Source organism: Agrobacterium cavarae (assembly GCF_004310285.1).
Classification (GTDB): Bacteria; Pseudomonadota; Alphaproteobacteria; order Rhizobiales; family Rhizobiaceae; genus Agrobacterium; species Agrobacterium cavarae.
On sequence record NZ_SISF01000034.1, the window covers coordinates 399,093 to 424,796 of the forward strand.

The window sequence follows — 25,704 nt, forward strand, 5'->3', positions numbered from 1 at the left end:
CTTCCTCAGACTGCGATAAATGCTGCGTCAGCAGGCTTGTAGCCTGTGGCGTATTCGATGGTGGGGCCTGCCGCACGGATGCGTTCGCGCAGACGCGTCGGCCACAGGCGGCCATCCTCTTCGGCCACGTCGATGATGTTGACGTCCACGACCTTGTTGGCGGAGAAATCACGCTTGCCGATTTCTTCCAGCGAAGCGACGGCTTCCGCATGACGCGCGACAAGCGACGACTGCAGATCCTCGTTCCATTGTCCGTTCGCGTCGAGCCAGACAGCAATGCCATCGCTCAGACGATTGGCGGTCAGTACCTTATCAACCATTTGCATACTCCTGTCCGATCGGGGCGCTGAGCGGCGAAACCGCCAGCGCTTCGGACCTTTCGAAATTCGCACCGGCGACCGCATCGCCGATGATCACCATGACCGGACCGGTCAACTCATCGCGATGCTCAAGATCCGGCAAATCCTTCAACGTGCCGTGCATCAGGCGGCGATAGCTGCGGCTGGCATTCTCGATGACGGCAACCGTCGTGTCGGCATTCAGGCCAGCACTCATCAGTCTTGTTGCCACCGACGCCGCGACGCTACGGCCCATATAGACGGCAATGGTCGCACCTGAGACCGCAAGACGCGCCCAGTCCGGCAGGATATCGCCTGCAAGATCATGGCCCGTGGTAAAGATCAGCGACGATGCGACGCCGCGCAGTGTCAAAGGCAACTCGAAGTCAGCTGCCGCGGCAAAGGCCGAGGTGATGCCAGGCACGATCTCATACCCGATGCCCGCTTCGCGCAGTGCCGCCATTTCTTCGGCCGCGCGGCCATAGACCAGTGGATCGCCGGATTTCAGACGAACGACGCGCTTGCCTTCCTGGCCGAGAGACACCAACAGCTTGTTGATGTCTTCCTGCGACTTGGAATGACAGCCCTTGCGCTTGCCGACCGAGAGGCGCTCCGCGTCCCTACGGCCCATATTGACGATCTCCTGCGGCACAAGCGCATCGTAGACGATCACATCCGCCTGCATCAGAACGCGTTGCGCCCGCAGCGTCAGCAGATCTTCCGCACCCGGCCCAGCACCCACCAGCCAGACATAGCCTTCCGGGCTTTCAGGCGAGAGAAGAAGCTTCTCGGCTGCGGCGTGAGCGGCATCGACGTCGTTCAGTGCGACAGCATCTGCCACGCTGCCGGAGAAGAAGCGACGCCAGAAGTTGCGGCGGAGCGCACCCTTCGGAATGCTGGCCTCGGCGGCATCGCGATATTCCACCGCGAGGCGGGCAAGACGACCGAGCGACGGCGCCAGCATCTGATCGATGCGTGCACGAACAATCTGGCCGAGCACAGGTCCCGCACCTTCCGTGCAGATGGCGACGGCAAGAGGTGCGCGCGATACGAGGCCCGGCGTGTAGAAATCGCAGTAACCCGGCTGGTCGACGGCGTTGGCGGGGATGGACTTTGCGCGCGCCGCATCCACGATCTGACGGTCGAGCGCTTCATCGCCAGTGGCAGCAAAGACTAGCGTCATGCCCTCCACCTGATGCACTGCGAAGGCTTCTGCGACCACCTTGATCTGCTCTTTGTCGAGGAAGGCCGCGTAGTCGGACTGTGGATCGTCTGAGAAGGCAACGATCAGCGCATTGGTATTTGAAAGAAGCCGCGCCTTGGCGTAAGCCTCATCGCCATTGCCGAAGACAGCAACGTACTTACCCTCCACCTTGAAGAAGGCGGGGAAGGTCGTCAGACGGTTTTCGGTGCGGGAAGCGGTTGTCTCAAACATGGTCGCAATATCGCCGATCGATGAAAAAGGTTGAAGGCACGAAAATTCCAACATCATAATGCCGTAGATTATTATTTCTCGGCAAGCGACGTTTTTGAGGAAAAGCAACCGTAGGGACCAAGCGGCCACACCGTGCCTAAAGGATGGTATTTTCTATCAAAATTCTATATTTCTCCGTTGTTTCCGGCTGAAACCGGCCAGGAACCTCACTGCCACAGAATAAGGGTGCATATCTTGACAGAGCAATCTTTGGCCTCCCGCCTTCTTGACGTGATCGAACATGACATTTTGCCACTAACGAGCCGCGGTGTTGCGCTGGGAAACAAGGTCTTCGGAGCGGCCATTCTGCGCAAGTCCGATCTGTCGCTGGTGGTCGCCGAAACCAATAATGAGCTCGAGAACCCTTTGTGGCACGGCGAGGTTCACACCCTGAAGCGTTTCTACGAACTGGGCGAGAAGCCGGACACGAAAGACCTGATCTTCCTTTCCACGCATGAACCCTGCACCATGTGCATGTCGGCGATTACCTGGGCGGGTTTCGACAATTTCTACTCCTTCTTCAGCCACGAAGATTCCCGTGACGCTTTCGCCATTCCGCACGATCTGAAGATCCTGAAGGAAGTCTTCGGTCTGGAGCCTGGCGGCTATCGGCGCAGCAACGCCTTCTGGCACTCCTACTTCATTGCCGATTTGGTAGCAGCGGAGGACGAACCGTTGAAAACGAAGCTGCAGGAGCAGACGGCGCGGATCAAAACGGTCTATAACGACCTCTCCAACAGCTACCAGTCGGGTAAGTCCGACAACAATATCCCCTTGAACTGACAGTCCGGAAAGCAGCGCCATGGAAGCCTCGACAGATATCTCCCGTCTCATCGAGATCATGAAGGCGTTGCGAGAGCCTGAGACAGGATGTCCTTGGGATATCGTCCAGACATTCGAGACGATCAAACCCTATACGATTGAGGAAGCCTATGAGGTGGCGGATGCGATCGAGCGCAACGACATGGACGATCTTTGCGAAGAGCTTGGAGATCTCCTGCTGCAGGTCGTCTTTCATTCCCGCATTGCCGAGGAGATGGGAGCATTCTCCTTTGGCGATGTCGTCCATGCCGTGACCTCGAAGATGATCCGCCGTCATCCTCATGTCTTTGCTGTTTCCGACGCGGACACGCCGGAATCGGTGAAGCTGCAATGGGATCAGATCAAGGCTGCGGAGAAGCGGGAGCGGCTAGAAAGACGCGCCTCGCGTGGCGTGAGCGACGATGCGAAGGCGGGTTTTCTGGGCTCGATCCAGCGCAGCCAGCCAGCGCTGACAGAGGCTCTGAAGCTTCAGGAACAGGCCGCGCGCGTGGGGTTCGACTGGTCGGCGGCAGAGCCGATCCTCGACAAGATCGAAGAAGAGATCGGGGAACTGAGACAGGCGCTTGCCGAAGGCCGGTCCGAGAGTATCAGTGACGAGTTGGGCGATCTGATCTTCGCTATGGTCAATATCGGTCGGCATGTCAAAGTCGACGCCGAAAACGCACTGCGCGGCACCAACACCAAGTTTCGCCGTCGGTTTCGCCACATTGAAACCTCGCTTGCCGCCTCCGGGGAAACGCTTGAGGCAGCAAGCCTAGAGCGAATGGAGGAGTTGTGGCAGGCGGCAAAAGCGATCGAGCGACAGCTCGGATGACCGTCGGACTGGCGCTTCAGGTGTCGTTGTTTCTCCGCATGAACTGCTCATTGACGAAGTCTTCGGCGCGATAGAGCGTCAAACGGTTACGGCCGGCGGCCTTCGATGCGTAAAGCGCCATGTCTGCCTTCTTGAGCAGCGACATTGCAGTGCTTGTCTTCTCATCGCCCACCGCGATGCCCATGCTCAAAGTCGCCGTCACGGTTTGATCGTCCATCACATGCGTGATCGAGCTTACGACCTTCTGGAGCGAGTCAGCAAACGCCAGCGCCTCTTCCTTGCCAATATCCGGCTGATAAAGGATGAACTCCTCACCGCCAAAGCGGGCAAAGCTGTCCACCGGGCGGATACGGGTGAAGAGTTCTCTTGCCACGCGCGCCAGGATCTCATCGCCGGCGAGATGGCCGAACGTATCATTGATCCGCTTGAAGTGGTCGATGTCGATCATCACGATTGCATCGCCATAGCGAATGGTCTCTGGAAGCCGCGAACGGAAGGAGTGCCGGTTCGGCACGCCCGTCAGAACGTCAAGCCCGACCAAGCCTCTCAACCGCTCTTCGGTGCGTTCCTTGACGAGCGCCATGACGAAGAACGCAATGGCGAAATGGCAAATGATGGAGGCGAAAAATGCGTTTCTTGCGATGTTCATCGCTTTCAGAGGAAAGGCGATCCCGACCGCTACGAGCAGTGTAAGAACAGCGGCGATGAGGATCGACATCGCCAAGGGCTTTCTAACGGGGAGCGGCTCTGTAAGGTTGTCGGCACGAACCGTAAGTGCAGACGCGAAAAGCAAGGCTGCGGCCGTAGTCTGGAACGCAATCGTTCTGCTATGTGGCAAATCGTAGAGGCCTGCGGCGATTATCAACAGGCAGATGACGACCGGCAGAGCCAGAACCAGCCATTCACGATTTCTCTTCCTCTGCCTGCTGATGCGGCACATGCCAATCCAGAAGACGGCGTATCCGAAAAGGCCTGCAAGCATTCCCGCCATTGCGAAAACATAAGCGCGCCCCTGCAAAAGCGATCCAGCCCCAACCAGGATCGACGCCAGCGCAACAAGAAAGAAGCCCACCGCCAAAAGGCCAAGACCAACGCTTTCACGGGATTGAGAGCGAACGTAGATGAAGCAAAGGCCGGCAACGACAAAGGAAAGCTTGTGGAGAATGAGGACAGTTGGAAGATCTAATTCCGGCAACATCAATATCCGCTCACATCATATTCGCCACGCGATTATCAGCTAATGGACATTCCCAACCTTAAGGCCTCGCAAAACGCGACCGTGACTGAGGACATAGTTGATATGCGATGCTGCTATCGATTCTAAAACGTGCCGCGATCTTTCATGTTCACGTCCACGCTTCAAGTTGTTGTTTCGCCCTGCTCCCACATCGCATAGTGGCGTCACACTTTATCAGAACGGTTTCGGCGAGATATCGCCGTCACCGTTCCCAGTCTTCCGACTGCGTCTTGGCACCGAGACCGAGCTTCCGCTCCAGCGCTGCCCCCTGCTCTCCCGAAAGCCGGATGTCGAGCGCAACAGAACCGTCTTCGCGGTCTTCGCGGCCATCGACGATGGCATTGTCGTAAACCCATGAGAGCAGCGGCAGTTGATCGACGCTCAACACGATCGTGGTTTCCGTCAGGACGCCCGACAGACGAACAGAAACATCGTCCATCAGCGCATCGACACCCTCGCCTGTCAGTGCGGAGACAGCACGGACATTCGCCCTTCCCTCTGCCTTCTGCATGATGGCGTCATGTGCTTCCGGCTCCAGCCGGTCCACCTTGTTCCAGACCTCGATGATCCGTTCCTCGGCAACCTTTTCGTCAATGCCAAGATCGCCAAGAATGCGCATGACATCGCCAGCCTGTGCGGCATTGTCGGGATCCGACATATCGCGCACATGCAAAACGAGATCGGCTTCCAGGACCTCTTCCAGCGTTGCGCGGAAGGCGGCGACCAGGTGGGTCGGCAGATCGGAGATGAAACCGACCGTGTCCGAGAGGATAACGGTGCGCCCATGCGGCAGTTTCATACGGCGAAGCGTGGGATCTAGCGTGGCAAACAGCATGTCTTCTGCCAGCACGCCCGCGCCAGTGATGCGGTTGAACAGCGTCGACTTACCGGCGTTGGTGTAGCCAACCAGCGCGACGATCGGATGAGGCACCTTACGGCGTTTGGCGCGATGCAGTTGGCGGGTCCGCACCACCTGCTCCAACTCGCGCTCGAGACGCACGATACGGTCTTGGAGAAGACGTCTATCCGCTTCGATCTGCGTTTCACCCGGACCACCCATGAAGCCGGCACCACCGCGCTGGCGCTCAAGGTGGGTCCAGCTTCTGACGAGGCGGCCCTTCTGGTAATTGAGATGGGCGAGATCGACCTGCAGCGTGCCTTCCTTTGTGGAGGCGCGGCGTCCGAAAATCTCAAGGATAAGACCGGTCCGGTCGATGACCTTGGAGTTCCACTGCTTTTCAAGATTGCGTTGCTGAACCGGCGTCAAAGGGTGATCGACGATCACCAGACCCGCATCCGTTTCATCAAGCAGATGACCGATCTCTTCGATCTTACCGGTGCCGAACAGGGTCGCTGGACGCGGCTGGCTGACGGGGACGATCAGGCCTTGTGTGACGGTGAGGTCAATTGCGAGAGCCAGACCTTTGGCTTCTTCGAGCTTGGCCTCCATGGACCGCAGAGGCGCTGTCGCCGTCGCCTCGCGATGGTCACGCTGCTGCTTTAGCTGCGGGACGAGGACGACCGCGCGCATGTCATCGCGCCGCTTTTCGAGCTCGGGAATGATGGATTCGTTCGACGTATCGCGTGTAGAAATGTGCTGGCCCTTTCAATTGCTGGTGCCAGTTTAAAATATAGGCAGCTACACGACAAAAACAACGGAGCTCGATCGTGAGTTCCGTTGTCGATCGCTGCAGGACCGGTAGATTGGATCCGTCTCAGAAGCGGTGAATCAGGCCGCGCCTTCTTCGGTCTCGAACATCTGCATGGGCTGGCCAGGCATGATGGTGGAGATCGCATGCTTGTAGACGAGCTGCGAGTGTCCATCGCGGCGCAGAAGCACGCAGAAGTTGTCGAAAGACGTGACGACACCGGTCAGCTTGACGCCGTTGATGAGGAAAATCGTCAACGAAATCTTCTGCTTACGAACGGTGTTGAGAAAGAGATCCTGTAGGTTTTGAGAACGTTCCGCCATGGCGCCGCTTCTTTCTTTTTTGCCCGGATGGGAGACCGGGAAATCAAACTATCAATAATGCAATCCCGCTGGCCGTGCCCCCTGCCAATGGGTGAAACTCTGGTATCAAATCACGCTCTGTTCCGCAATGTCGAAAAACTCATGCTACTTTTTGGCGGCCTGCCGACATAGTGCGTTTGTCGATAAATTAGAAATATTGCAACGACACCCTGAAAAGTTGTTCCACATCGCGCACGGAATCTGCTGAAGCGAAGAGAATGACCCGGTCCTTCGCCTTGATCTTCATGTTGCCATCCGGGCGCAAAACGGTCTTGTCGCGATAGACCGCGCCGATGCGGATCCCCTCGGGAAGATCGATCTCGCGAAGCGCTTGCCCGACGAGTGGAGACGTTTCCAGCGCCTCGGCCTCGATGATTTCGCCATTGCCGCGCTGTACCGCATAGACGGAGCGAATGCGGCCCTTGCGCACATGCTGCAACACGCGTGAAATCGTCACGGCCCGCGGGTTGATATAGGCGTCCAGTGCCAGTGACTTTGCCGCATCGTGGAAGGACGTGGCATTCAGCAAAGCGAGGTTCGACTTGCAGCCCATCTGCTTTGCCATCACCGCGCCCAGAATATTGGTCTGGTCGTTGTTGGTCAGCGTCACAATCAGGTCAGCGTCCTGGATGTCGGCCTGGTGAAGGATTTTCTGGTCGAGAACCGACCCGTGCAGCACGATCGTTGAATTCAGGTTCTCCGAGGCCGCGATCGCCTTGTCGCGATCGAATTCGATGATCTTGACCCGGGTCTTCGGCTGCAATTCCTCGATGGAACGCGCGACATACTGGCCGATATTGCCACCGCCGGCGATCACGATCCGGCTCGCTTCTTTCTCCATGTGGCCGAAAAGCCCAAGCGTGCGGCGAGCGTGCTGGCGTTGACAGATGACATAGGCGAGGTCGCCGGTGCGCAATTGTTCGGAGGAGTCGACCGACTTTAGATGACCGTTGCGGAAAACACCAACCACAGTCGCCACCAGATCGGGAAAGAGCTGGCTCAACTGCTGCAGCGGCGTGTTGACGACCGGGCAATCTTCCATGCATTCGATTGCCAGCATGGAGACATTGTCATCGGCAAATCGCACCACATCGGTGGCGCCGGGGAATGCAATGCGACGAAGCACCATCTTGCCGACCTCGATCTCGGGAGAGATCGTCACATCGATCGACATGTTCTCGCGGCTGAACAGGTCACCATATTCGGGAGCCAGATAGCTTTGATCGCGGATGCGGGCAATCTTGGTGGGCACGCTGAACAGGGCATGCGCCACCTCACAGGCAACGATGTTGATCTCGTCATAGAGCGTGACGGCAATGATCATGTCGGCCTGATCGGCGCCGGCCTTCGCCAGCACATCCGGGTGCGAGCCATGACCAACATAGCCGCGCACATCGAGCGTTTCGGTGATCGCCGAAATCAGGGCTGCTGAGGTATCGATCACCGAAACCTCGTTGTCTTCGCGCGACAGTTGTTCGGCGATGCCGTAACCCACTTGCCCCGCGCCACAAATGATAACCCTCATGCGCCCTCTCCGAGCCTGCTTCCAAACTCTGACGAGCGCATGCCCATCAGACGCCGAGAGATTTGAGCTTGCGGTGGAGCGCGGAGCGTTCCATGCCGACGAATTCAGCCGTGCGGGAGATATTGCCGCCGAAGCGGTTGATCTGTGCCACGAGATAATCCCGCTCGAACATTTCGCGCGCCTCGCGAAGCGGAAGCGTCATGATGTGTTGATCGCCCTGTGCGGCAATCTTCGGCAGCATGTCGCCAATATCGGAGGGCAGCATGTCGGCGGTAATGGACGTGTCGCCGCCTTCTGGACGGGTCAGGATCATCAAGCGTTCGATATTGTTACGAAGCTGGCGGATGTTGCCCGGCCAATCATGCGTCTGCAGGACGGCCATGGCGTCATCGCCGATCTTGCGCGGACGAATGCCAGCCTGTTCCGAAATCTGGCGGATGAACATGTCCACCAGGAAGGGAATATCCTCGCGGCGCTCGGAGAGTGCCGGAACCTTGACCGGGACAACGGCGAGACGATGGTAGAGATCCTCGCGAAACAGCCCCTCGGAAATCAGGTTCTCAAGATTGAGCGCCGTGGAGGAGATAATGCGGACATCGACCTTGACCCGCTTGCCACCGCCCACGCGCTCGAACTGCTGATCGACAAGCACGCGCAGAATCTTGTTCTGCGTCTCCCGCGGCATTTCGCCTACCTCATCGAGATAAAGAACGCCGCGATGCGCCTCTTCAAGCGCACCAACCTTGCGGGGCTGCCCTGGCAGCCCCTCGGTGCCGAAAAGCGCGATCTCCATGCGTTCCGGCGTGATCGTGGCCGCATTCAGCGCAACGAAAGGCCCAGTAGCACGTGATGATTTTTTATGGATCATGCGCGCCACAAGCTCCTTGCCGGAGCCAGATGGGCCAAGGATCATGATGCGGCTATTGGTTGGTGCTACGCGATCAATCGTCTGACGAAGCTGTGAAACGGCGAGAGACGCGCCGATGAGTTCGACAGCGTCGCCAGTCCGCTTCTTCAACTCCTGAACCTCGCGCTTCAGCTTGGAGTTTTCCAGCGCACGTTCGGCAATCAGGATAAGACGGTCAGCCTTGAACGGCTTTTCGATGAAGTCGAAGGCGCCGCGTTTGATGGCGTTGACCGCTGTCTCGATGTTGCCGTGACCGGATATCATCACGACCGGCAAGTCAGGGTGACGGTTCTTGATTTCATCGAGAAGCGCCAGACCATCCAACTTGCTTCCCTGCATCCAGATATCGAGAAAGATCAGCCGCGGCACGCGCTCCGAGATGGCAGCCAACGCGCTGTCGCTGTCATGCGCCATGCGCGTCTCGTGACCCTCATCAGACAGAATGCCCGCAACGATCTCACGGATGTCGGCCTCGTCGTCGACGACCAGAATATCAGATGCCATATGCAACTTCCTTGTCAGTTTCGCTGCCAACGACGTCAACACGCGGTAGCAGCACCCTGATCATGGCACCGTGGCCATGATCGAAATCGGCGGGTGCATCATGCAATTCGAGATGACCGCCGTGTTCTTCAATGATCTTCTTGACGATGGCCAGACCAAGCCCAGTGCCCTTGTCGCGCATCGTCATGTAGGGCTCGAGGATGCGATGACGGTTTTCGACCGGCAGACCTCTGCCATTGTCGATGACGTCCACCACGAACCGGTTGTTCGATTCGTCAAAATCCGCACGGACCAGGATACGGCCCTTGCGACCTTCGGCAGGATCGACCGACTCGATTGCCTCCGTGGCATTCTTGATAAGGTTACCGAATGCCTGGCCGAGCATGCGGGAATCGAACATGCCTTCCAGCGGCTTATCGCCGAGCTCGGTTTTGAAGCTCACATGGCTTGCACCCATCTCCCTGAGGAAGGTGGCATCTTTGAGGACGGTGCGCAGATCGGAGCGTTCCTTGGTCGGCTTCGGCATGCGGGCGAAGGCGGAAAACTCATCCACCATACGGCCAATATCGCCGACCTGCCGAACGATGGTGTCGGTACACTGATCGAAAACCGCGCGATCGCTGTCATCGATCTGCTTGCCGAAGCGGCGCTTGAGGCGCTCTGCCGAGAGCTGGATCGGGGTCAACGGGTTCTTGATCTCATGCGCAATACGTCGCGCTACGTCAGACCAGGCGGTCGAGCGCTGGGCGATGACGAGATCGGTGATATCGTCGAGAGTGATGACATGGGACTCGCGACCATCGCGGGCATCCTCACGCGTGACCTGAACGCTCAAGGTGCGCTCCTTGCCGCGGCGCATGATGTTGATTTGCTGACGAAAATCTGCGCGACCGGACGCCGACGCCTCCGCCAGCACATGCTCGATCTCGGGTGCTGCCACGGAGAGCGGCGCACCGACGAGCTCGGAGGACGGAAGAGCAAGAAACTCTTCCGCCGACGGATTGACGATGGTGATCACCCGGCTCTCATCGACGCCGATCACGGCGGCCGTGACGCCGGAGAGCACCGCTTCGATAAAGCGACGGCGATCATCGATATCGTCCTTCGCCTCGATGATCTCTTCCTGCTGGCTGCGGATTTCGGAAATCATCTTGTTGAAAGTTCGCGACAGACGGCCGACGTCGCCGTCGATGGCGCGCACTGGCACCAGAACATGCAGGTTGCCGGTTGCCACACTGTCGGCGGCGCTGATGAGCAGACGGATAGGGCGAACGATACGGTCGGCGACCGCGATGGCCGTCCAGATCGCGGCGAGAAGCACGATCAGCGCAAAGCCGAGATAGAGAATGGCAAAGGCAATCTGAAGCGGCGCTCGACCGGATTCCATTGCCTTGTATTCTGCGCGGTTCTCCTCCATCAGCCGCATGGCCGACATGACCTTGGGATCGACGGCGCGCACCGTATAGAGGAACGTTCCGCCGATCCCCTCCAGCTTGATGATGGCGCCCACAAGGTTGGTCACACCCGGCGGAATGAGCGTTGGCTGGCCTGCTGCGGCCTTTTCAAGCGCATCTGCCGGGATTGCCGGTAGCGGGCGTTCAGTGGCGATATCGGCCTGCACGACCGCGTCACCATCAGCCTGCACCAGGAAGGCGCCAAGCATGCCACGACCTTTGGCCTGGCGCGTCATCAGATCGACGAATCCGGTGCGATCGAGATAAAATAGCGCACGGTTGCGGTCGAGGTCGGTCGCCATGGAGAGCGTCTGGCCCTGCAGATAACCGGCATTTTCCAGCATATAGGCCTGGGCGATATTGCTGGAGGAATCAACGATCGCCTGGGTACGCAGTGCAAACCAGCGGTCCAGTCCGACATTCAGCGTCAAACTGGCAAAAATCGCCACGAGAACAGCAGGCGTAATCGCGACGATGGAAAACAGCACGACAATGCGCACATGTAGCCGAGCCGCGGCCCTTCCCTTGCGGCGGGCCTTCAACAGCCGGCTGATTTCCCGGCCGATGAGATACATCAGGCCAATGACGAAGATGGAGTTGATGACGACCGAAGCGATGACGACGTTGGAGGTCGGCGCGATCGGCGTCAGCCCCAGCAGCACGATCAGCGTGACGATGGCGCAGATCAACGCTACGCCGGCGAGAACGAGACCTGGCAGCGCAAACGACATGCGGCGGTCGGCAATCAACATGCCCGCCGCTTGCTCGTCGGCTTTTCCTTCGACGACAGGTTTACGCATCGATCATCATTCCCAAGCCGCCATGATAGGCAGAGACGCCACAGCCAAACGTCATTCGTCGCGGATTGCGAATCTATGACGTAACAGTGTTTTTCAAGCAACAGTTTGTGGCGAAAATGCAACGACGATCGTCGTATTGTCAATATCCTCAGGTGGTACGAGAGCTGCGATACACGGAAACGCCGAGTTCGCGGATCTTTTTCCTGAGCGTATTACGATTGAGGCCGAGCAGATCTGCCGCCTTGATCTGATTGCCGCGCGTGGCGGTCAATGCTGCAAGTATCAACGGATACTCCATTTCGTGAAGTACGCGATCATAGAGGCCGGGTGGCGGCAGGTTCTCGCCGAAGCTCGAGAAATACTCCCGCATATTCTCTTCTACCGCCTGCGAGATCGTCAGGTTACCGCTGCGAACGGTCGTTCGGTCGATCGGGCTGTCTGGAACATCCGACTGGAGTTCCTGCTCGATGATTTCGCGGGTAATGACTTCCTGTGGATAAAGCGCCATCAGGCGGCGGATCAGGTTCTCAAGTTCGCGGACGTTACCCGGCCAGGCGTAAGCCTTCATCAGCTCCAGCGCCTCACCCTCGAAGCGCTTGCCTTCTAGACCTTCCTTCTCACCCGTCTGGATGAAGTGACGGACGAGATCGGGAATATCCTCCGCACGGTCACGAAGCGGCGGCAGGCGCAGTGGAACAACATTCAAACGGTAGTAGAGGTCTTCGCGGAAAAGACCCTGGTTGATCGACTGCTTCAAATCCTTGTTCGTCGCAGCGACGATGCGGACATCGGTGCGGATCGGCGTGCGGCCACCCACAGTTGTGTATTCGCCCTGCTGCAGGACGCGCAGCAGACGTGTCTGTGCATCCATCGGCATGTCGCCGATTTCGTCAAGGAACAGCGTGCCGCCTTCCGCCTGTTCGAAACGGCCGGTCGAGCGGTTCTGCGCACCGGTGAAGGCGCCCTTCTCGTGGCCGAAGAGTTCCGATTCGATCAAATCACGCGGAATGGCTGCCATGTTGATGGCCACGAAGGGACCGTTGCGGCGCTTGCCATAGTCATGCAGCGCACGCGCCACCAGTTCCTTGCCGGTACCGGACTCACCGGTGATCATCAGCGTCAGGTCGGTCTGCATGAGACGCGCCAAGACGCGGTAAATCTCCTGCATTGCGGCGGAACGGCCGACGAGCGGCATGCCGTCCTGCATGTCGTCATCGAGCTTGGCAGGCTTGCGCTTCGGCTCCGACAGAGCGCGGCCGATGATAGCGATCAATTCCGTCAGATCGAAGGGTTTGGGCAGGTAGTCGTAAGCGCCCTTTTCCGACGCCTTGATCGCGGTCATGAAGGTGTTTTGCGCGCTCATCACGAGAACCGGAAGCTCGGGACGAGCCTTCTTGATGCGCGGCAGAAGATCGAAGGCGTTCTCATCCGGCATGACCACATCGGTGATGACGAGGTCACCCTCACCCGCCGAGACCCAGCGCCACAGCGTTGCAGCATTGGACGTGATGCGCACATCGTAACCGGCGCGGCTCAGCGCCTGGTTCAGAACGGTGCGGATAGCCGCATCATCATCGGCCACGAGAATCGTTGCTGTCATGGATTAGACCCTGTGTTCGGTATAATGCTGTCGTCCGGTGCAACTTCAGGCGAAACCGGCATCAGGACGCGAAATGTTGTGCGATGGTTCTGGCTGTCGCACTCAACGATGCCGCCATGCGCGCCGATCAGCTTTGCCACCAGCGCCAGCCCCAGGCCGGAGCCATTGGTCTTGGTGGTGATGAAGGGATCGAAGAGATGCGGCAGAAGATCGGATGGCACGCCTGGGCCATTGTCGTGGACGCAGAATTCGAGCGGCAGAGAGATGCGCTCGCGGCTGCCCGCCACCGATAGGCGAATGCCCGGACGATAGGCTGTGGTCAGAATAATCTCGCCGTCCGTCTGGTTGCCGACTGCTTCGGCCGCGTTCTTTACCAGATTGAGGAAGACCTGCACCAGCTGATCGCGGTTGGCATAGACCGGCGGCAGGGACGGATCGTAATTTTCGGTGATCTTGATGTTGCGGGCAAAACCGGCCTTGGCAACGGCTTTGACATGGTCGAGGACCGAGTGGATATTGACAGGAAAGCGGTCCACTGGACGCTCATCGGAAAAAATCTCCATGCGGTCGACCAGAGAGACGATGCGGTCGGTTTCGTCGCAGATCAGGCGGGTCAGCGCTCTGTCCTCATCCGGAACCGATGATTCGAGCAGCTGTGCCGCACCTCTGATGCCGGACAGCGGATTTTTGATTTCGTGCGCCAGCATTGACGCAAGGCCCGTGACGGAGCGAGCCGCGGCGCGATGGGTCAGTTGACGGTCGATCTTGTCCGCCATCGACCGTTCCTGGAACACCACCACGACCGAGCCCGGCTCGCTGACGACGGGAGCGACATACAGATCGACGAGCTTGTCCTGACCAAGGCGTGGCGAGGACAGATCGACACGATATTCATTGACGGGAGCGCGGCGTTCCCGAACCTGGTCGATCAGTGCCAAAAGCGGGCTGCCAAAAGGGATGAAGGTGGAAATGCGATAGCGCGCCAGATGGGCGGCACTGGCACCGAAGAAGGCCTCAGCTTCCCAGTTGGCGAAAGCCACGAAGCCTTCGGCATCCACCAGAATGACGGGGTTCTGGACGGCGTTCAGAACGGCCATGGCCAAGGCGTTGCCACCCGGCGCAGAGGAATTTCCAGCGCTCATGCGGCCTTCCTTGAAGCATCGTCCTGCGCGCCGCGTTCAAGTGCGCCGCGCAGCACAGCGATGACCTCGTTCGTGTTCTTTGATGTCATGATTTGCACCTTCTCCTCCACCGTGGTTGAGGGAGCGAAGCGATCGAGATACCAGCCGAGATGTTTGCGCGCATGACGCAGGCCTGCCTCCAGACCGTAAAAGTCGAGCATCATCTCGTAATGTTCAACAGCGATATTGGCGATCTCCTGCCGCGCAGGCGCTGCGTGACCGGCAAGAACGGCCGGCAACCAGGGCTGCCCCTGCGCCCCACGTCCCACCATCACCGCATCGGCGCCCGAGCGGCGCAATATCTCGGCGACATCGCTTTGCGTTTCCACGTCACCATTGGCGATCAGCGGTATGGAAATGGCGTCGCGGACGGCGCGAATTGCGTCCCAATCTGCCTTGCCTTCGTAAAACTGCATGCGGGTGCGACCGTGGATGGTGATCAGCTTTACACCTGCGGCTTCGGCCCGCGCCGCAATTTCCGGAGCATTCAGGGAGTTTTCGTCCCAACCCAGCCGCATCTTCACCGTAACCGGAACATCGACCGCCTTCACGGTGGCTTCGATGAGGGTCAGAGCATGATCGGGATCGCGCATCAGTGCGGAGCCGGAATAGCCGCCAGTCACCTTCTTGGCTGGACACCCCATATTGATGTCGATGATATCGGCGCCGTTATCGGCGGCGATTTTTGCAGCCTCAGCCATCCAGTGGGCTTCGCGTCCGGCAAGCTGAACCATATGCGGCGTCATGCCGGCATTCTTGAGACGAGCCCAGGACTCGCCCTTGTTTGCGACAAGCTCACGGCTTGCGACCATCTCGGTCACGACGAGGCCTGCACCAAAGCGCCAGGCCAGCTGACGGAAAGGAAGGTCGGTTACCCCGGACATGGGGGCAAGCACTGCCCGGTTACGAACAGCCACACCACCGATCTGAAATGATTCTGACAGCGCCGGGAGATGCAATTGGCGATCTTTCATGCAGGTAGAAAAGTTGCATTATTTTTAGACAGCGTTTTCGCGCTTGCCAAGCACCCACGCTGCTTTTTTGCGTGTTTTTTCATGAAACTTCATTGCGTAAGAGCAAGCCATGTTCAAATGACGAAGCAATAGGCGAATTTCAGCTCATAGCAGGCGCCAATCACGGCTGGTCATTCGGCTTTTGAAACGTTAGATCACGCATGTCAATCTGCAACAGCAGCAGATGCGGCATAGGGGAAATGCGGAAATCCAATATGAAAATCGGTGTCGTCATTGTCGCAGCAGGTCGCGGGGAACGCGCAGGCTCACCGGAAGAGGGTCCGAAACAATATCGGTTGATCGGCGGCAAACCCGTTATCGAGCACACGCTGAGGACGTTCCTCGGCTGGCAGAAAGCCGCAAAGATAGCCGTCGTCATTCACCGCGATGATGTTGCTCTCTACGAGCCGATCGAGGCTGGTCTGTCTGCGACTGAACGGATGCTCGTTGTCACCGGCGGTGCCACCCGCCAGCAATCGGTTCTTGCAGGGCTCGAAGCGCTTGGCGCAGATGACGTCACGCATGTGATGATCCATGACGCAGTCCGACCCTTCATCGATGCCGATCTTCTGGAACGGGTAGCTGCGCGTCTCGAAAGTGGAGCCGATGCGGTGCTGCCTGCCCTTGCGGTCACAGACACGTTAAAGCGCGGCGAGGCATCGCTGGTGCGGGAGACCGTATCCCGCAGCGGCCTGTTTGCCGCCCAGACCCCACAGGCCTTTCGATACAGCGCTATACTTGCAGCGCACCGTGATGCGGCCTCATCGGGCCAAGACGATTTCACTGACGACGCCTCGATTGCGGAATGGGCCGGACTGCCCGTCAGCCTGGTCGAAGGATCTGTCGATAATGTCAAACTTACTTTGAAGCGGGATATTGCCATGGCTGACGAAAAACTCTCTGCCGCACTTCCGGATGTGCGGACCGGCAATGGGTATGATGTCCATCAGTTGGAAGACGGCGATGGTGTCATCCTTTGCGGCATCTTCATTGCCCATGATCAAAAACTCAAGGGCCATTCCGATGCGGATGTGGCGCTCCATGCACTGACCGATGCCCTGCTCGCCACGTGTGGAGCCGGCGATATTGGCGATCATTTTCCACCATCGGACCCGCAATGGAAGGGTGCCGCCTCGCGGATTTTCCTCGAACACGCGGCAAAGGTCGTGCGCGGCAATGGCGGCACGATCATGAATGCGGATGTGTCGCTGATCGCGGAAGCGCCACGCATCGGACCGCATCGCCAGGCCATGCGCGAGAACCTGGCAGAGATTCTCGGGATCTCGCTCGACCGTTGCTCAGTCAAGGCAACCACCAACGAGATGATCGGCTTTGTCGGGCGGCGTGAAGGCATTGCAGCGATCGCGACTGCGACGGTGGTTTATCAGCAGAGGCCGGTATGAGCATCTTCCCAGCGGATATCGAGGAACAGGCCCGTCACATCGTCGCAAGCTTCTCTGAGGCAGGACATATGGTAACGACGGCGGAAAGCTGCACAGGCGGTTTGATCGCAGGTGCCCTCACCGAGATTTCCGGCTCTTCGGCCGTCGTCGACCGCGGCTTCGTCACTTACACGAACGAGGCGAAGATGGACATGCTGGGCGTCTTGGAGCCGACCTTGAAAGCCTATGGCGCGGTTTCGAAGGAAACTGCGCTCCAGATGGTGCACGGCGCGCTATTTCGCTCTCGTGCACATGTCTCGGTCGCGGTTACGGGCATTGCTGGCCCCGGTGGCGGCTCTGCCGCAAAACCGGTTGGCCTGGTGCATCTGGCAGCAAAGAGCCGCGATGGCAGGCTGATCCATCGCGAAATGCGTTACGGCGATATTGGCCGCGATCGGGTCCGTCTTTCAACCGTCAGAACTGCTTTGGAGATGGTTTTGGAGCTATCTCACTCCGCATAGATGCGGTCGGCACGGGCTTCGAAAGCTTCGGCGAACATGCGGAACGCACGGTCGAACATCGAGCCCATCAGAGCGCCGAGAAGGCGGTTCTTGAACTCGTAGTCGATGAAGAAATAGACCGAGCACCCGCCATTATCGGTCGGCTCGAAGCGCCAACGATTGTCCAGATAGCGGAACGGCCCGTCGAGGTATTTGACATCGATGGCGCGTTCGTCCGGCTTCAAAAGAACCTGCGTGGTGAAGGTCTCGCGGATGGCCTTGTAGCCAACCGTCATATCCGCCACCAGCAGCGTCTTGCCGTCGCGCTCTTTCTTGGAGCGCACGGTCAGCCCGTCACAGAGAGGCAGAAATTCCGGATATTTCTCCACATCGGCGACGAGATCGTACATCCGGTCGGGAGAATGTTTGACAAGGCGGCGTGTTTCAAATTGCGGCATGAGCCGGAATTAAGGTGCACTCCGCATAAGATCAAGGAGGCGGTCCGCCTCACGTCGAGATTTCACCTGAAATATCGGAACGTGAGGACCGTAAAAATCGAAATTGCGTTCGAGGATCGGCGCGTGGCGCCTATCAAAGTTCCAGATGTAGGACTAAACTCCTTGTCGGGGAGCTGTTCTACGCAACCCACAGCCATATCGTCTCTCGTTCGTCCGCAGGTTTTGATCGCACGACTATAGACACTGTAAATACACACCACACGCGGCACGCGCATCCACAAGACAATATTCGTCCTCGGGAGCCTTAAATCAAAGCTTGATGGGTTGCTTCCATCCATCACCCAGCGATCGTTCATAACCGCCTCCGCAATCATTTCTCGCTGCTCTGAACGTCCACGCGCCACCCAGTCCGGGAGCCAGAAAAACTCCTTGTCCATTGAGATATGGGTCAATCTCAGCCTCTTTGCGACATCCCTAGCTAAGGTAGTTTTGCCCGCGCCTGACGAGCCTACGATCAGCACACGGGTCGCCTCTTGCAGCAGGGTTGCTGCTTCCGATGTGTCCGTTATGTATCTCGGCACGTCTGCCCCCTGCTCTACCGCTTCAGTTCACCGCCAATCGCCGAGTCGAGATCACTGAGAAGGCGATTCGTATCCTGGTAGCTTGTGAGAATGATGACCGGTAAATCCCTCCGGGCAGCCTCGAGATGCTGAACGATCTCAGGCGACTCAGCCTTTTCGAAATTCCAGATATAGGAGAGAAATTTTGCATCGATCTTTTCCGGACACCCTTCGGCCATTTCCGGTCGCACTTTGCCACGGTAACGAAGCCAGCGCTTCACGACGCTGGTCAACGACATCCAGCGGGGAAAGCGCAGCCAGATGACCGCCTCCGTCCGCGGCAGGCGAAGAGGCAGCGTGCCGGGGCTGTTGCCATCGATAATCCAGCGGTCTTCAGCTGCAAAGGCGGTCATGCGCTCAACAATCTCCGGCCTCGGTCTCAGCTTCCAGCCCGGCAGCCAGAAAATGTCGCGGTCACATGATATGTGTGGCAGTCCGAGCCGTTCGGACAGACGGTTGCTCAGCGTGCTTTTGCCGTTGCCGGAGCACCCTATGACAAGAAGACGGCGGGAGCCCTTGATGATTTCAGCGGCTTCTTTAGTGTCATTGACGATGATCATCCTCATCACCCCTGCATAGCAGTTCTTAGAAAATCGCTATTGCAACCCTGCTGGGTGGATTGCTATTAAATTAGAAGATTGTTTGCAGCCATGAGATGCAACCGAGCCAAGATGATCATTTTTTGGCGCGGTTTCGTGTCTGGCGCATTTTTCAACCATAAACAGGACCTAGGGTCCAGCCGAGAGATACGATGGACGACTTTGCCCACATCATCAACCTTCTCGAATCCGCCAAGCAACTCGCCTCGATGAATAGTATGCCGGTATTGGCTTACCTTATCGATGTAGCAAAGTGTGAAGCGCGCGAGAACAAGCCGGTTCTGCGCAAGCGCAAGCGCGGCGAATCGACGGTGAAGCAGGAGACCGAGGCCTGAACTACTGTTCAGTCCTTCATGCTTCATGTTAGAAAGTGGCCGCGAGGCCACTTTTTTGTTTGAGGGAAGGAGAACGCCATGCAAGCCGCATCTGTCGATCTTCGTTCCTATTCAAAGGAATGGCCGGAGGAACGCCATGCCTTTGTCCAGATCGTCGTGCCACTGCAAGGCAGCATGGACATCGAGGTTGGCGGGTTGCAGCAGCGCCTCTCGACCTCCAAGGCCGTTCTGATTACCGGCAATATCAAGCACAGCATTGTCACATCCGACAACAACCGCTCCCTGATCGTCGATCTCGACGAGCGATACGTCACAGAGGCGACGCTGGAGAGATTCTGCAACAGGCCGTTCATCGACCTCACCAATCGATCGTCTTCTATCGCGCGCCATATGCGACGATCCATCCACGATGGCGAACATGACTCATGCTCAACAAGGCTGTGGGCAGAGCTTCTGGTCGGAAGCTTCGCCGACGAAAGGGCCGACGTCGCATCTCGACTGATGACGCTCAAAGCATTGATCGAGATCGATCCCTTCCAGCCATGGACGGTGGAGCGCATGGCATCCGAGGTGGAGATCAGCACCAGCCGTCTGCACGCGATATTCCTCGATTACTTTGACGCCACGCCGCACGCCCTGCTCGCCGATGTGCGAATGAAGAAAATCTGCGCGCTACTTTCAGGCTCGTCCTTGCCGATTGCAGAGATTGCAACACGGGCCGGCTTCTCCGATCAGACGGCCTTGACGCGCGCAATGAAGAAGTCGCTCGGCACCACGCCTGCCGCCTATCGGCGCAACGCCATTTCCTGAACCGTAAGAGTTTATGTCAAGACAGGCATTTCCTGCGCATGGCACATAGAGCGCCGCGCGGCTTATTGGCCGCGCCGAGGACGCTCTATCTTTTTGAATCTACGCATCGTGCTTTTCCGAAAATAGATGCCGATTTTCGGGCCGATGCTGTAGCCCGCCATAGACGCAAGGACATGACATGAACAAGACCGGGTTGGGGCTATTTTACGGAATGCTGGCGGGCGCGCTGTGGGGCGGGATTTTTCTTGCACCGAAGCTCATCCCGGCAGGCTTCACACCGTTGCAACTCTCCACCGCCCGCTATCTGACCTTTGGCGTTATCGCGCTTGTGCTGATTGCGCCGAAGATCAAACGTGTCTCGGCGCAGTTCGGCCGTGCAGAGTGGATAGCCCTCCTGTGGCTTAGCCTTGTTGGCAACCTGCTCTACTATGTGTTCATCTCGACCGCCGTTCAATTGAGTGGAGTCGCCTTCACCTCCATCATCATCGGCTTTCTGCCGGTCGCTGTCACCATCATCGGCAGCATGGACCATGGCGCTGTCTCGTTGAAGCGGCTCTGGCCATCCCTGTTCTTTGGCGCCGTCGGTATCATCGGCATTTCATGGCAGTCTCTGATGCATGATGGGACACCAATGGATGCGCGCAAGCTCATAGGGCTTGCAGCCGCGATCGGCGCGCTGGCATCGTGGACGGCATTCGCGGTGGGCAACGCGCGCTGGCTCGTTCGCCTGCATGCTGTCAGTGCGGATGAATGGAACCTGATGACCGGCGTCGTCACAGGCGGCATCGCGCTTGTTCTTGCTGTCCCTGCTTTCGCCTTTGGCGGTGTTGCCCATCCCGCTTCGGACTGGATGCAGTTTACCATGGTTGCCGTCGGTCTTGGCATTTCGGCATCGATTTTCGGCAACGCGCTTTGGAACCGCATGAGCCGGCTCCTGCCACTTACGATGGTCGGGCAGATGATCCTGTTCGAAACACTATTCGCCCTGCTCTATGGCTTCCTATGGGAAGGCCGTGGACCGACGCTGATCGAAAGCGTCGCGATCGTCTCCGTCGTTCTCAGCGTCTTGCTGTGCATGCAGGCGCATCGGCCGCGTAAGGTGCATGGTTGAGGGCACAGCCCTCACCCAGTTCGAACTGTCACGCAATCAGGCCAGCGCCGAACTGTGCTTCATAAAGCCGGCTGTATGGTCCTTTCGCGGCAAGAAGCTCCTGATGGTTTCCGCTTTCGACGATGCCGTTGGCATCGACTACGACGATGCGCGACGCATCTCTGATGGTTGCCAGACGATGGGCGATGATGAGCGTCGTGCGGCCTTCGGCAAGTTCACCAAGCGATTGCTGAATGGCGCGTTCGGTTTCGGTGTCGAGTGCGGATGTCGCCTCATCGAGAATGAGGATTGGTGGGTTCTTGAGGAACATACGGGCAATCGCGAGACGCTGCTTCTGGCCGCCGGAGAGCTTGACGCCACGCTCGCCAATGACCGTCTCCATTCCGTCTGGCATGGCTTCGATGACCTGATCGAGCCGCGCGCGCCGTGCAGCAATCCAGATATCCTCATCGCTTGCGCCAAGCCGTCCGTACTCGATGTTCTCGCGCACGGTGCCGCCGAACATGAAGACGTCCTGTTGCACGATGCCTATCTGACTGCGCAGCGATGCCAGCGTCATCTTGCGAATATCGATGCCGTCGATGGTAATGGCGCCGTCCGTGACCTCGTAGAAACGCGGCAACAGCGAGCAAAGGGTCGTCTTTCCAGCACCCGAAGGCCCGACGAAGGCGACGGTTTCGCCGGCATCAATCGTGAGATCAATGTTGGACAAGACGCTCTTGCCGTCGGCATAGCCAAAGCTGACGTTCTTGTAGGCGATGTCTCCACGAAGCGACGGAGCCGTGATCGCATCCGGCGCGTCGGCGATATCCGGCTCGGTATCGATCAACTCGGTAAAACGACGGAACCCGGCGATGCCCTTGGGGTAGGTTTCGATCACGGAATTGATCTTTTCGATCGGGCGGAAGAAGACGTTGACCAGCAAGAGGAAGCTGACGAAGCCACCATTGGTCAGATCGCCATGAAGGACGAGCCAGGCGCCGCAGATCATGATGACCATCTGCGTCAGGCGCATGCTCATATAGCTGAGCGACGTACTGGCGGTCATGATCTTGTAGGCGTCGAGCTTGGTGCGGCGATAGCGCTGATTGTCCTTTTCGAACAAAGCGCGTTCGTGATCCTCATTGGCGAAAGCCTGGACCACCCGCATGCCGCCGACATTCTCCTCGATACGGGCATTGAAGGCGCCGACGCGATTATAGAGCGAGCGGAAATTGTTGGTCATGCGCGTGCCATACCGGCTGGTAACCCAGGCCGTCAGCGGCACGATCACAGCCGTGATCAGCGCCAATGGCACATTGACCCAAAGCATCAGCAGGAAAGCGCCGATGAAGGTCATGATCGCGATGAAAAGGTCTTCCGGTCCGTGATGCGCAACCTCGCCGATCTCCTCCAGATCCTTCGTCAGGCGGCCGACAAGATGGCCGGTCTTCTGATTATCGAAGAAGCGGAAGGAGAGTTTCTGCAAATGGTCGAAAGCGGCGCGGCGCATGTCGGTTTCGATGTTGATGCCGAGCATGTGTCCCCAGTAGGTGACGGTCGCCATCAGGCCGGTATTGAAGACATAGATCACCAGCAGGCCGAAGGATGCGGCCATGATGACCGGCCAGTTCGATGACGGCAGAAGAACGTCGACGAGAAGCTTCACCGCCATGGGAAAACCGAGTTCGAGAAGACCCGAGAGCACGGCGCAGGAGAAGTCGAGAATGAAGAGCCCCCGATATGGGCGGTAGTAAGCAAAGAATCGGCGCAGCATGATGAATAGCCCAGAACGGAGCAGGAAACCTCAGAGGTTGTAAAAGTGCCTGTTCATTCTCACATTCATGTCAGAAGTCCAAGCTTGTTGCTCAATTTTTACCAAATTCGTTCAATATGTTTTGCGACAACATAAAAGCGAAATAACGGGGGAATAGATTGCACCCCATATCTCACCTGTGACAGTGTGACCCGCTGCTCCGGGAATGCGAAAGAGACTAGAGTGAATAAAGCCGACAATCATCATCCGGATGGAGAACCCCGGTGGCTGGGCGCTGCGACCCACGCCCGCATTGCCTTGGTCCCCTCTATTTCGGCAGCGCGCTGGCTTCTGCTTTTGATTGTCGCAGCCGGGATCTACTTCTTCTACGGCTTTCTCGTTCCGGTTCTCGCCGCTCTCGTCATCGGCTTTGCAAGCTGGCCGATCTATCGGCGCCTACTGACCCGTGTGGGCGGCAACAATACGATCGGGGCGACCGTCGCAATCCTGCTGATTATCACCTTCCTCATTGTTCCGATCGTGATTGCTGCGTCCTATACGGCCGGTGAGATTCGCGAATGGTTTGGCTGGGCCGTCGAGGTCAACAAGACGGGCGCGCCCGTTCCACAGTGGATTGCAGCGCTTCCAGGTGTCGGCGTCTGGATGAGCGAACAGTGGACACGCTATGTCGGAACCCCCGGCGCGATCGGCGAAGTGATCCAGCTCGTCAGCGGCGCCAATATCGGCAACATCTATCGCGCGATCGTGGCGGCAGGTAACGGAGCATTCCACCTTGTCCTGACGCTGCTCTTCATGCTGATTGCGCTGTTTTTCGTCTATCGCAACGGTGTGGGCTTTGCCCGCCAGGTCGACCTTGTCGGCGAACGCATTCTGCCAAACCGCTGGGAGCGCATCTCACGCGTCGTTCCTGCGACGATCAGTTCCACCGTGACAGGCATGACGCTGATCGCTATCGGCGAAGGCATCATTCTCGGTATCGCCTACTGGATCGCCGGCGTCCCCTCCCCGGTTACGCTCGGTGTGCTGACCGGCGTCATGGCGCTCATCCCAGGTGGTGCGCCGCTTTCCTTCACGCTGGTATCGCTCTATCTCCTAGCAAGCGGCTCGCCCGCGGCTGGTATCGGCCTCTTTATCTGGGGCTCGGTCGAGCTCTTCATCGTCGACAAGACGATCCGTCCACGCCTTGTTGGCGGCCCTATCAAGCTTCCTTTCCTGCCAACCTTCTTCGGCCTTGTCGGCGGCGTGAAAACCATGGGTTTCCTTGGTCTCTTCATCGGTCCCGTGCTGATGGCGCTGCTGGTTGCCGTCTGGCGCGAATGGGTGCGCGAAGCAGAGATATCGGCAGGCGAACCCGTGATCGTCCATGACGTTCTTGAGGAGGAGATAGAGCTGGTGGAGGAACCTCCAAGGCCGCGAAAGGCCGCCAGCTCCGTTTAGGCACCCCGCTTAAAGACGAAGTTCCATGAACATGCTGAGCGGATCCGGCTTGTAAGGCGGGAATGGCTCGATCTCGACAAATCCGGCCTTGCGATAAAGGCCGATCGCCTCCGGCTGACTGATGCCAGTCTCGAGGCGAATGGCTGAAAGCTTTAGCGCCTGTGCGCGTTCAATCAGCGCCGCCATCATGCGTTTGCCGATCTGAAGGCCTCTCGCTTCGGGATCGACGAACATGCGCTTGATCTCCGCCGTGCCGTCTCCGGCCTCCACCAGCGCACAACAGCCGACAATAGCTCCGTCATTTCGCGCGACCAGGAATGAGACGGTGGGCTTTTCAAGCGCCTCGAGATCGACAAGGTGGTTGCTTTCGGCGGGATAGAGCGAGGCCATATAGGCATTCGACAAATCCATGAGGCGGGCGATTTCTGGCTGACGGGGTGATTCCGGATTGATTTCAACTGGCATGCTATTTCCATAATAATTGGGCGGCTTCAGCCGCAATAAGACTGCAATCATATTGAATGACACGCTGAGTAAACCAGCTCTTTCGTCCGGAGAAAAGTGAAATGCGAACCGCGCTCGTCTTGATGACAATCCTCGGCTGCGACGACACGGCATCCGATTGCCGCTACATCGCGACAATGCAACAGCGTTGGACGAGCGTTGAACTCTGCGACGCCGAGTCGGAAAAGCAGCTTGGCCAATTCACCAATGTCTCTTATCCGGTCGTCGTTGCCGTTTGTCAGATGCCGGACGCTCCCGTCGAGCAGGCAACGACCGGGCAGGATACTCCAAAGCAAACGCCGCAAACCGAGGAGCAAGAGGAGGAGAACCTTGCGCAGCGAGCAATTGGCCGCGTACGAAAAATCCTTCCCTCGACGGAAGGTGTGAGGGAGGTTCTGGGCAAACCGGTGCGCATGGTCGAAGACAGCTATTCCTGGATTGCCAGACGCCTATCCAAGTAAGGCTTTCCCCGCGGTCGTTGGACGACAGCATGTCATGCAAACGCGTGGCGC

Annotated in this window: 25 protein-coding genes; 9 read left to right on the forward strand and 16 right to left on the reverse strand. The window is 58.0% G+C overall.

What is annotated here, in order from left to right; translation table 11 throughout:
• Positions 1-5: 5 nt before the first annotated feature.
• Positions 6-320, reverse strand: a complete 315-nt coding sequence (locus tag EYC79_RS22760) for a DUF2849 domain-containing protein (RefSeq protein WP_062437505.1) — start codon at positions 318-320, stop codon at positions 6-8.
• Positions 313-1,773, reverse strand: a complete 1,461-nt coding sequence (cysG, locus tag EYC79_RS22765; protein ID WP_245495347.1) for a siroheme synthase CysG — start codon at positions 1,771-1,773, stop codon at positions 313-315. The genes EYC79_RS22760 and cysG overlap by 8 nt, the downstream gene beginning before the upstream one ends.
• Before the next feature lie 234 nt (positions 1,774-2,007).
• Here cysG and EYC79_RS22770 point away from each other — a divergent pair, with 234 nt between their 5' ends.
• Both EYC79_RS22770 and mazG read left to right on the forward strand, forming a co-directional pair.
• Positions 2,008-2,595 carry a deaminase gene (locus EYC79_RS22770; RefSeq protein ID WP_130979596.1) on the forward strand — a complete coding sequence of 196 codons (588 nt, stop codon included), beginning with the start codon at positions 2,008-2,010 and terminating at the stop codon, positions 2,593-2,595.
• Positions 2,596-2,614: 19 nt separating this feature from the next.
• Complete coding sequence (gene mazG, locus EYC79_RS22775; RefSeq protein WP_130979597.1) at positions 2,615-3,448, forward strand: nucleoside triphosphate pyrophosphohydrolase; 834 nt, start codon at positions 2,615-2,617, stop codon at positions 3,446-3,448.
• Positions 3,449-3,464: 16 nt separating this feature from the next.
• Here the strand turns inward: mazG and EYC79_RS22780 are convergent, their stop codons facing one another.
• From EYC79_RS22780 to dusB, 9 genes are all read right to left on the reverse strand, one after another.
• Complete coding sequence (locus EYC79_RS22780) at positions 3,465-4,646, reverse strand: GGDEF domain-containing protein (RefSeq protein ID WP_130979598.1); 1,182 nt, start codon at positions 4,644-4,646, stop codon at positions 3,465-3,467.
• A 241-nt stretch (positions 4,647-4,887) separates the two neighbouring features.
• The gene (hflX, locus tag EYC79_RS22785; RefSeq protein ID WP_130979599.1) at positions 4,888-6,216 is read right to left on the reverse strand and encodes a GTPase HflX; all 1,329 of its coding nucleotides are present in this window, start codon (positions 6,214-6,216) and stop codon (positions 4,888-4,890) included.
• A gap of 198 nt (positions 6,217-6,414) precedes the next feature.
• A complete protein-coding gene (hfq, locus tag EYC79_RS22790) occupies positions 6,415-6,657 on the reverse strand; it encodes an RNA chaperone Hfq (RefSeq protein WP_027673217.1) in 243 nt (80 codons plus the stop codon).
• Positions 6,658-6,844: 187 nt separating this feature from the next.
• Positions 6,845-8,221 carry a Trk system potassium transporter TrkA gene (gene trkA / locus EYC79_RS22795; RefSeq protein WP_130979600.1) on the reverse strand — a complete coding sequence of 459 codons (1,377 nt, stop codon included), beginning with the start codon at positions 8,219-8,221 and terminating at the stop codon, positions 6,845-6,847.
• 46 nt (positions 8,222-8,267) lie between these two features.
• The gene (gene ntrX, locus EYC79_RS22800) at positions 8,268-9,632 is read right to left on the reverse strand and encodes a nitrogen assimilation response regulator NtrX (RefSeq protein ID WP_062425345.1); all 1,365 of its coding nucleotides are present in this window, start codon (positions 9,630-9,632) and stop codon (positions 8,268-8,270) included.
• Positions 9,622-11,886, reverse strand: coding sequence for a sensor histidine kinase NtrY-like (locus tag EYC79_RS22805; protein WP_130979601.1), 2,265 nt, complete (start codon positions 11,884-11,886; stop codon positions 9,622-9,624). Before EYC79_RS22805 ends, ntrX begins: the two co-directional genes overlap by 11 nt.
• Positions 11,887-12,034: 148 nt before the next feature.
• Positions 12,035-13,486, reverse strand: coding sequence for a nitrogen regulation protein NR(I) (gene ntrC / locus EYC79_RS22810; protein WP_062425347.1), 1,452 nt, complete (start codon positions 13,484-13,486; stop codon positions 12,035-12,037).
• A complete protein-coding gene (locus EYC79_RS22815; protein ID WP_062425348.1) occupies positions 13,483-14,628 on the reverse strand; it encodes a two-component system sensor histidine kinase NtrB in 1,146 nt (381 codons plus the stop codon). Before EYC79_RS22815 ends, ntrC begins: the two co-directional genes overlap by 4 nt.
• Positions 14,625-15,641 carry a tRNA dihydrouridine synthase DusB gene (dusB, locus tag EYC79_RS22820; RefSeq protein ID WP_130979602.1) on the reverse strand — a complete coding sequence of 339 codons (1,017 nt, stop codon included), beginning with the start codon at positions 15,639-15,641 and terminating at the stop codon, positions 14,625-14,627. Before dusB ends, EYC79_RS22815 begins: the two co-directional genes overlap by 4 nt.
• 254 nt (positions 15,642-15,895) lie before the next feature.
• Here dusB and EYC79_RS22825 point away from each other — a divergent pair, with 254 nt between their 5' ends.
• Together EYC79_RS22825 and EYC79_RS22830 are read left to right on the forward strand one after the other, a co-directional pair.
• On the forward strand, positions 15,896-17,083 hold the full coding sequence (locus tag EYC79_RS22825) for a bifunctional 2-C-methyl-D-erythritol 4-phosphate cytidylyltransferase/2-C-methyl-D-erythritol 2,4-cyclodiphosphate synthase (protein ID WP_130979603.1): 1,188 nt from the start codon (positions 15,896-15,898) through the stop codon (positions 17,081-17,083).
• Positions 17,080-17,583 (forward strand): CinA family protein, encoded by a 504-nt coding sequence (locus EYC79_RS22830; protein ID WP_130979604.1) that lies wholly within the window; start codon positions 17,080-17,082, stop codon positions 17,581-17,583. Before EYC79_RS22825 ends, EYC79_RS22830 begins: the two co-directional genes overlap by 4 nt.
• On the opposite strand, the gene EYC79_RS22835 is transcribed toward EYC79_RS22830, so the two are convergent.
• The 3 genes from EYC79_RS22835 to EYC79_RS22845 form a co-directional block, all read right to left on the reverse strand.
• Positions 17,571-18,020 carry a type II toxin-antitoxin system RatA family toxin gene (locus EYC79_RS22835; protein WP_130979605.1) on the reverse strand — a complete coding sequence of 150 codons (450 nt, stop codon included), beginning with the start codon at positions 18,018-18,020 and terminating at the stop codon, positions 17,571-17,573. The two genes, EYC79_RS22830 and EYC79_RS22835, sit on opposite strands and share 13 nt — an antisense overlap.
• A 62-nt stretch (positions 18,021-18,082) precedes the next feature.
• Complete coding sequence (locus EYC79_RS22840; RefSeq protein WP_335625488.1) at positions 18,083-18,601, reverse strand: AAA family ATPase; 519 nt, start codon at positions 18,599-18,601, stop codon at positions 18,083-18,085.
• A 14-nt stretch (positions 18,602-18,615) separates the two neighbouring features.
• Positions 18,616-19,200: a P-loop NTPase family protein gene (locus tag EYC79_RS22845; RefSeq protein WP_130979606.1), complete on the reverse strand. Its 585-nt coding sequence runs from the start codon at positions 19,198-19,200 to the stop codon at positions 18,616-18,618.
• Between the two features lie 191 nt (positions 19,201-19,391).
• Here EYC79_RS22845 and EYC79_RS22850 point away from each other — a divergent pair, with 191 nt between their 5' ends.
• The 3 genes from EYC79_RS22850 to EYC79_RS22860 all read left to right on the forward strand — a co-directional run bounded on the left by EYC79_RS22850 (position 19,392) and on the right by EYC79_RS22860 (position 21,495).
• Entirely contained in the window at positions 19,392-19,574 is a 183-nt protein-coding gene (locus EYC79_RS22850) for a hypothetical protein (protein ID WP_130979607.1), read from the forward strand.
• A 78-nt stretch (positions 19,575-19,652) separates the two neighbouring features.
• A complete protein-coding gene (locus EYC79_RS22855; protein ID WP_130979608.1) occupies positions 19,653-20,384 on the forward strand; it encodes an AraC family transcriptional regulator in 732 nt (243 codons plus the stop codon).
• Positions 20,385-20,562: 178 nt separating this feature from the next.
• A complete protein-coding gene (locus tag EYC79_RS22860) occupies positions 20,563-21,495 on the forward strand; it encodes a DMT family transporter (protein WP_062425357.1) in 933 nt (310 codons plus the stop codon).
• Between the two features lie 28 nt (positions 21,496-21,523).
• Here EYC79_RS22860 and EYC79_RS22865 read toward each other — a convergent pair whose 3' ends face one another.
• A complete protein-coding gene (locus EYC79_RS22865; RefSeq protein WP_130979609.1) occupies positions 21,524-23,251 on the reverse strand; it encodes an ABC transporter ATP-binding protein in 1,728 nt (575 codons plus the stop codon).
• Positions 23,252-23,473: 222 nt separating this feature from the next.
• Between EYC79_RS22865 and EYC79_RS22870 the strand changes: the two genes are divergently transcribed.
• On the forward strand, positions 23,474-24,688 hold the full coding sequence (locus EYC79_RS22870; protein WP_062437529.1) for an AI-2E family transporter: 1,215 nt from the start codon (positions 23,474-23,476) through the stop codon (positions 24,686-24,688).
• 9 nt (positions 24,689-24,697) lie between these two features.
• Here EYC79_RS22870 and EYC79_RS22875 read toward each other — a convergent pair whose 3' ends face one another.
• The gene (locus EYC79_RS22875; protein ID WP_062438880.1) at positions 24,698-25,153 is read right to left on the reverse strand and encodes a GNAT family N-acetyltransferase; all 456 of its coding nucleotides are present in this window, start codon (positions 25,151-25,153) and stop codon (positions 24,698-24,700) included.
• A gap of 101 nt (positions 25,154-25,254) precedes the next feature.
• On the opposite strand from EYC79_RS22875, the gene EYC79_RS22880 reads away from it, so the two are divergent.
• Positions 25,255-25,653, forward strand: a complete 399-nt coding sequence (locus EYC79_RS22880; RefSeq protein ID WP_111850632.1) for a hypothetical protein — start codon at positions 25,255-25,257, stop codon at positions 25,651-25,653.
• The last annotated feature ends 51 nt before the right edge of the window (positions 25,654-25,704 follow it).

Excerpts from the sequence above, each read along its gene's own strand:
- EYC79_RS22875 (WP_062438880.1), bottom strand. The coding sequence starts at position 25,153 with ATGCCAGTTGAAATCAATCCGGAATCACCCCGTCAGCCAGAAATCGCC.
- hflX (WP_130979599.1), bottom strand. The coding sequence starts at position 6,216 with ATGCGCGCGGTCGTCCTCGTCCCGCAGCTAAAGCAGCAGCGTGACCAT.
- dusB (WP_130979602.1), bottom strand. The coding sequence starts at position 15,641 with ATGAAAGATCGCCAATTGCATCTCCCGGCGCTGTCAGAATCATTTCAG.
- EYC79_RS22880 (WP_111850632.1), top strand. The coding sequence starts at position 25,255 with ATGCGAACCGCGCTCGTCTTGATGACAATCCTCGGCTGCGACGACACG.
- ntrX (WP_062425345.1), bottom strand. The coding sequence starts at position 9,632 with ATGGCATCTGATATTCTGGTCGTCGACGACGAGGCCGACATCCGTGAG.
- cysG (WP_245495347.1), bottom strand. The coding sequence starts at position 1,773 with ATGTTTGAGACAACCGCTTCCCGCACCGAAAACCGTCTGACGACCTTC.
- EYC79_RS22850 (WP_130979607.1), top strand. The coding sequence starts at position 19,392 with ATGGACGACTTTGCCCACATCATCAACCTTCTCGAATCCGCCAAGCAA.
- EYC79_RS22855 (WP_130979608.1), top strand. The coding sequence starts at position 19,653 with ATGCAAGCCGCATCTGTCGATCTTCGTTCCTATTCAAAGGAATGGCCG.
- ntrC (WP_062425347.1), bottom strand. The coding sequence starts at position 13,486 with ATGACAGCAACGATTCTCGTGGCCGATGATGATGCGGCTATCCGCACC.
- EYC79_RS22780 (WP_130979598.1), bottom strand. The coding sequence starts at position 4,646 with ATGTTGCCGGAATTAGATCTTCCAACTGTCCTCATTCTCCACAAGCTT.
- EYC79_RS22760 (WP_062437505.1), bottom strand. The coding sequence starts at position 320 with ATGGTTGATAAGGTACTGACCGCCAATCGTCTGAGCGATGGCATTGCT.
- trkA (WP_130979600.1), bottom strand. The coding sequence starts at position 8,221 with ATGAGGGTTATCATTTGTGGCGCGGGGCAAGTGGGTTACGGCATCGCC.
- EYC79_RS22805 (WP_130979601.1), bottom strand. The coding sequence starts at position 11,886 with ATGCGTAAACCTGTCGTCGAAGGAAAAGCCGACGAGCAAGCGGCGGGC.
- hfq (WP_027673217.1), bottom strand. The coding sequence starts at position 6,657 with ATGGCGGAACGTTCTCAAAACCTACAGGATCTCTTTCTCAACACCGTT.
- EYC79_RS22835 (WP_130979605.1), bottom strand. The coding sequence starts at position 18,020 with ATGCCGCAATTTGAAACACGCCGCCTTGTCAAACATTCTCCCGACCGG.
- EYC79_RS22825 (WP_130979603.1), top strand. The coding sequence starts at position 15,896 with ATGAAAATCGGTGTCGTCATTGTCGCAGCAGGTCGCGGGGAACGCGCA.
- EYC79_RS22860 (WP_062425357.1), top strand. The coding sequence starts at position 20,563 with ATGAACAAGACCGGGTTGGGGCTATTTTACGGAATGCTGGCGGGCGCG.
- EYC79_RS22815 (WP_062425348.1), bottom strand. The coding sequence starts at position 14,628 with ATGAGCGCTGGAAATTCCTCTGCGCCGGGTGGCAACGCCTTGGCCATG.
- EYC79_RS22865 (WP_130979609.1), bottom strand. The coding sequence starts at position 23,251 with ATGCTGCGCCGATTCTTTGCTTACTACCGCCCATATCGGGGGCTCTTC.
- mazG (WP_130979597.1), top strand. The coding sequence starts at position 2,615 with ATGGAAGCCTCGACAGATATCTCCCGTCTCATCGAGATCATGAAGGCG.
- EYC79_RS22830 (WP_130979604.1), top strand. The coding sequence starts at position 17,080 with ATGAGCATCTTCCCAGCGGATATCGAGGAACAGGCCCGTCACATCGTC.
- EYC79_RS22845 (WP_130979606.1), bottom strand. The coding sequence starts at position 19,200 with ATGATCATCGTCAATGACACTAAAGAAGCCGCTGAAATCATCAAGGGC.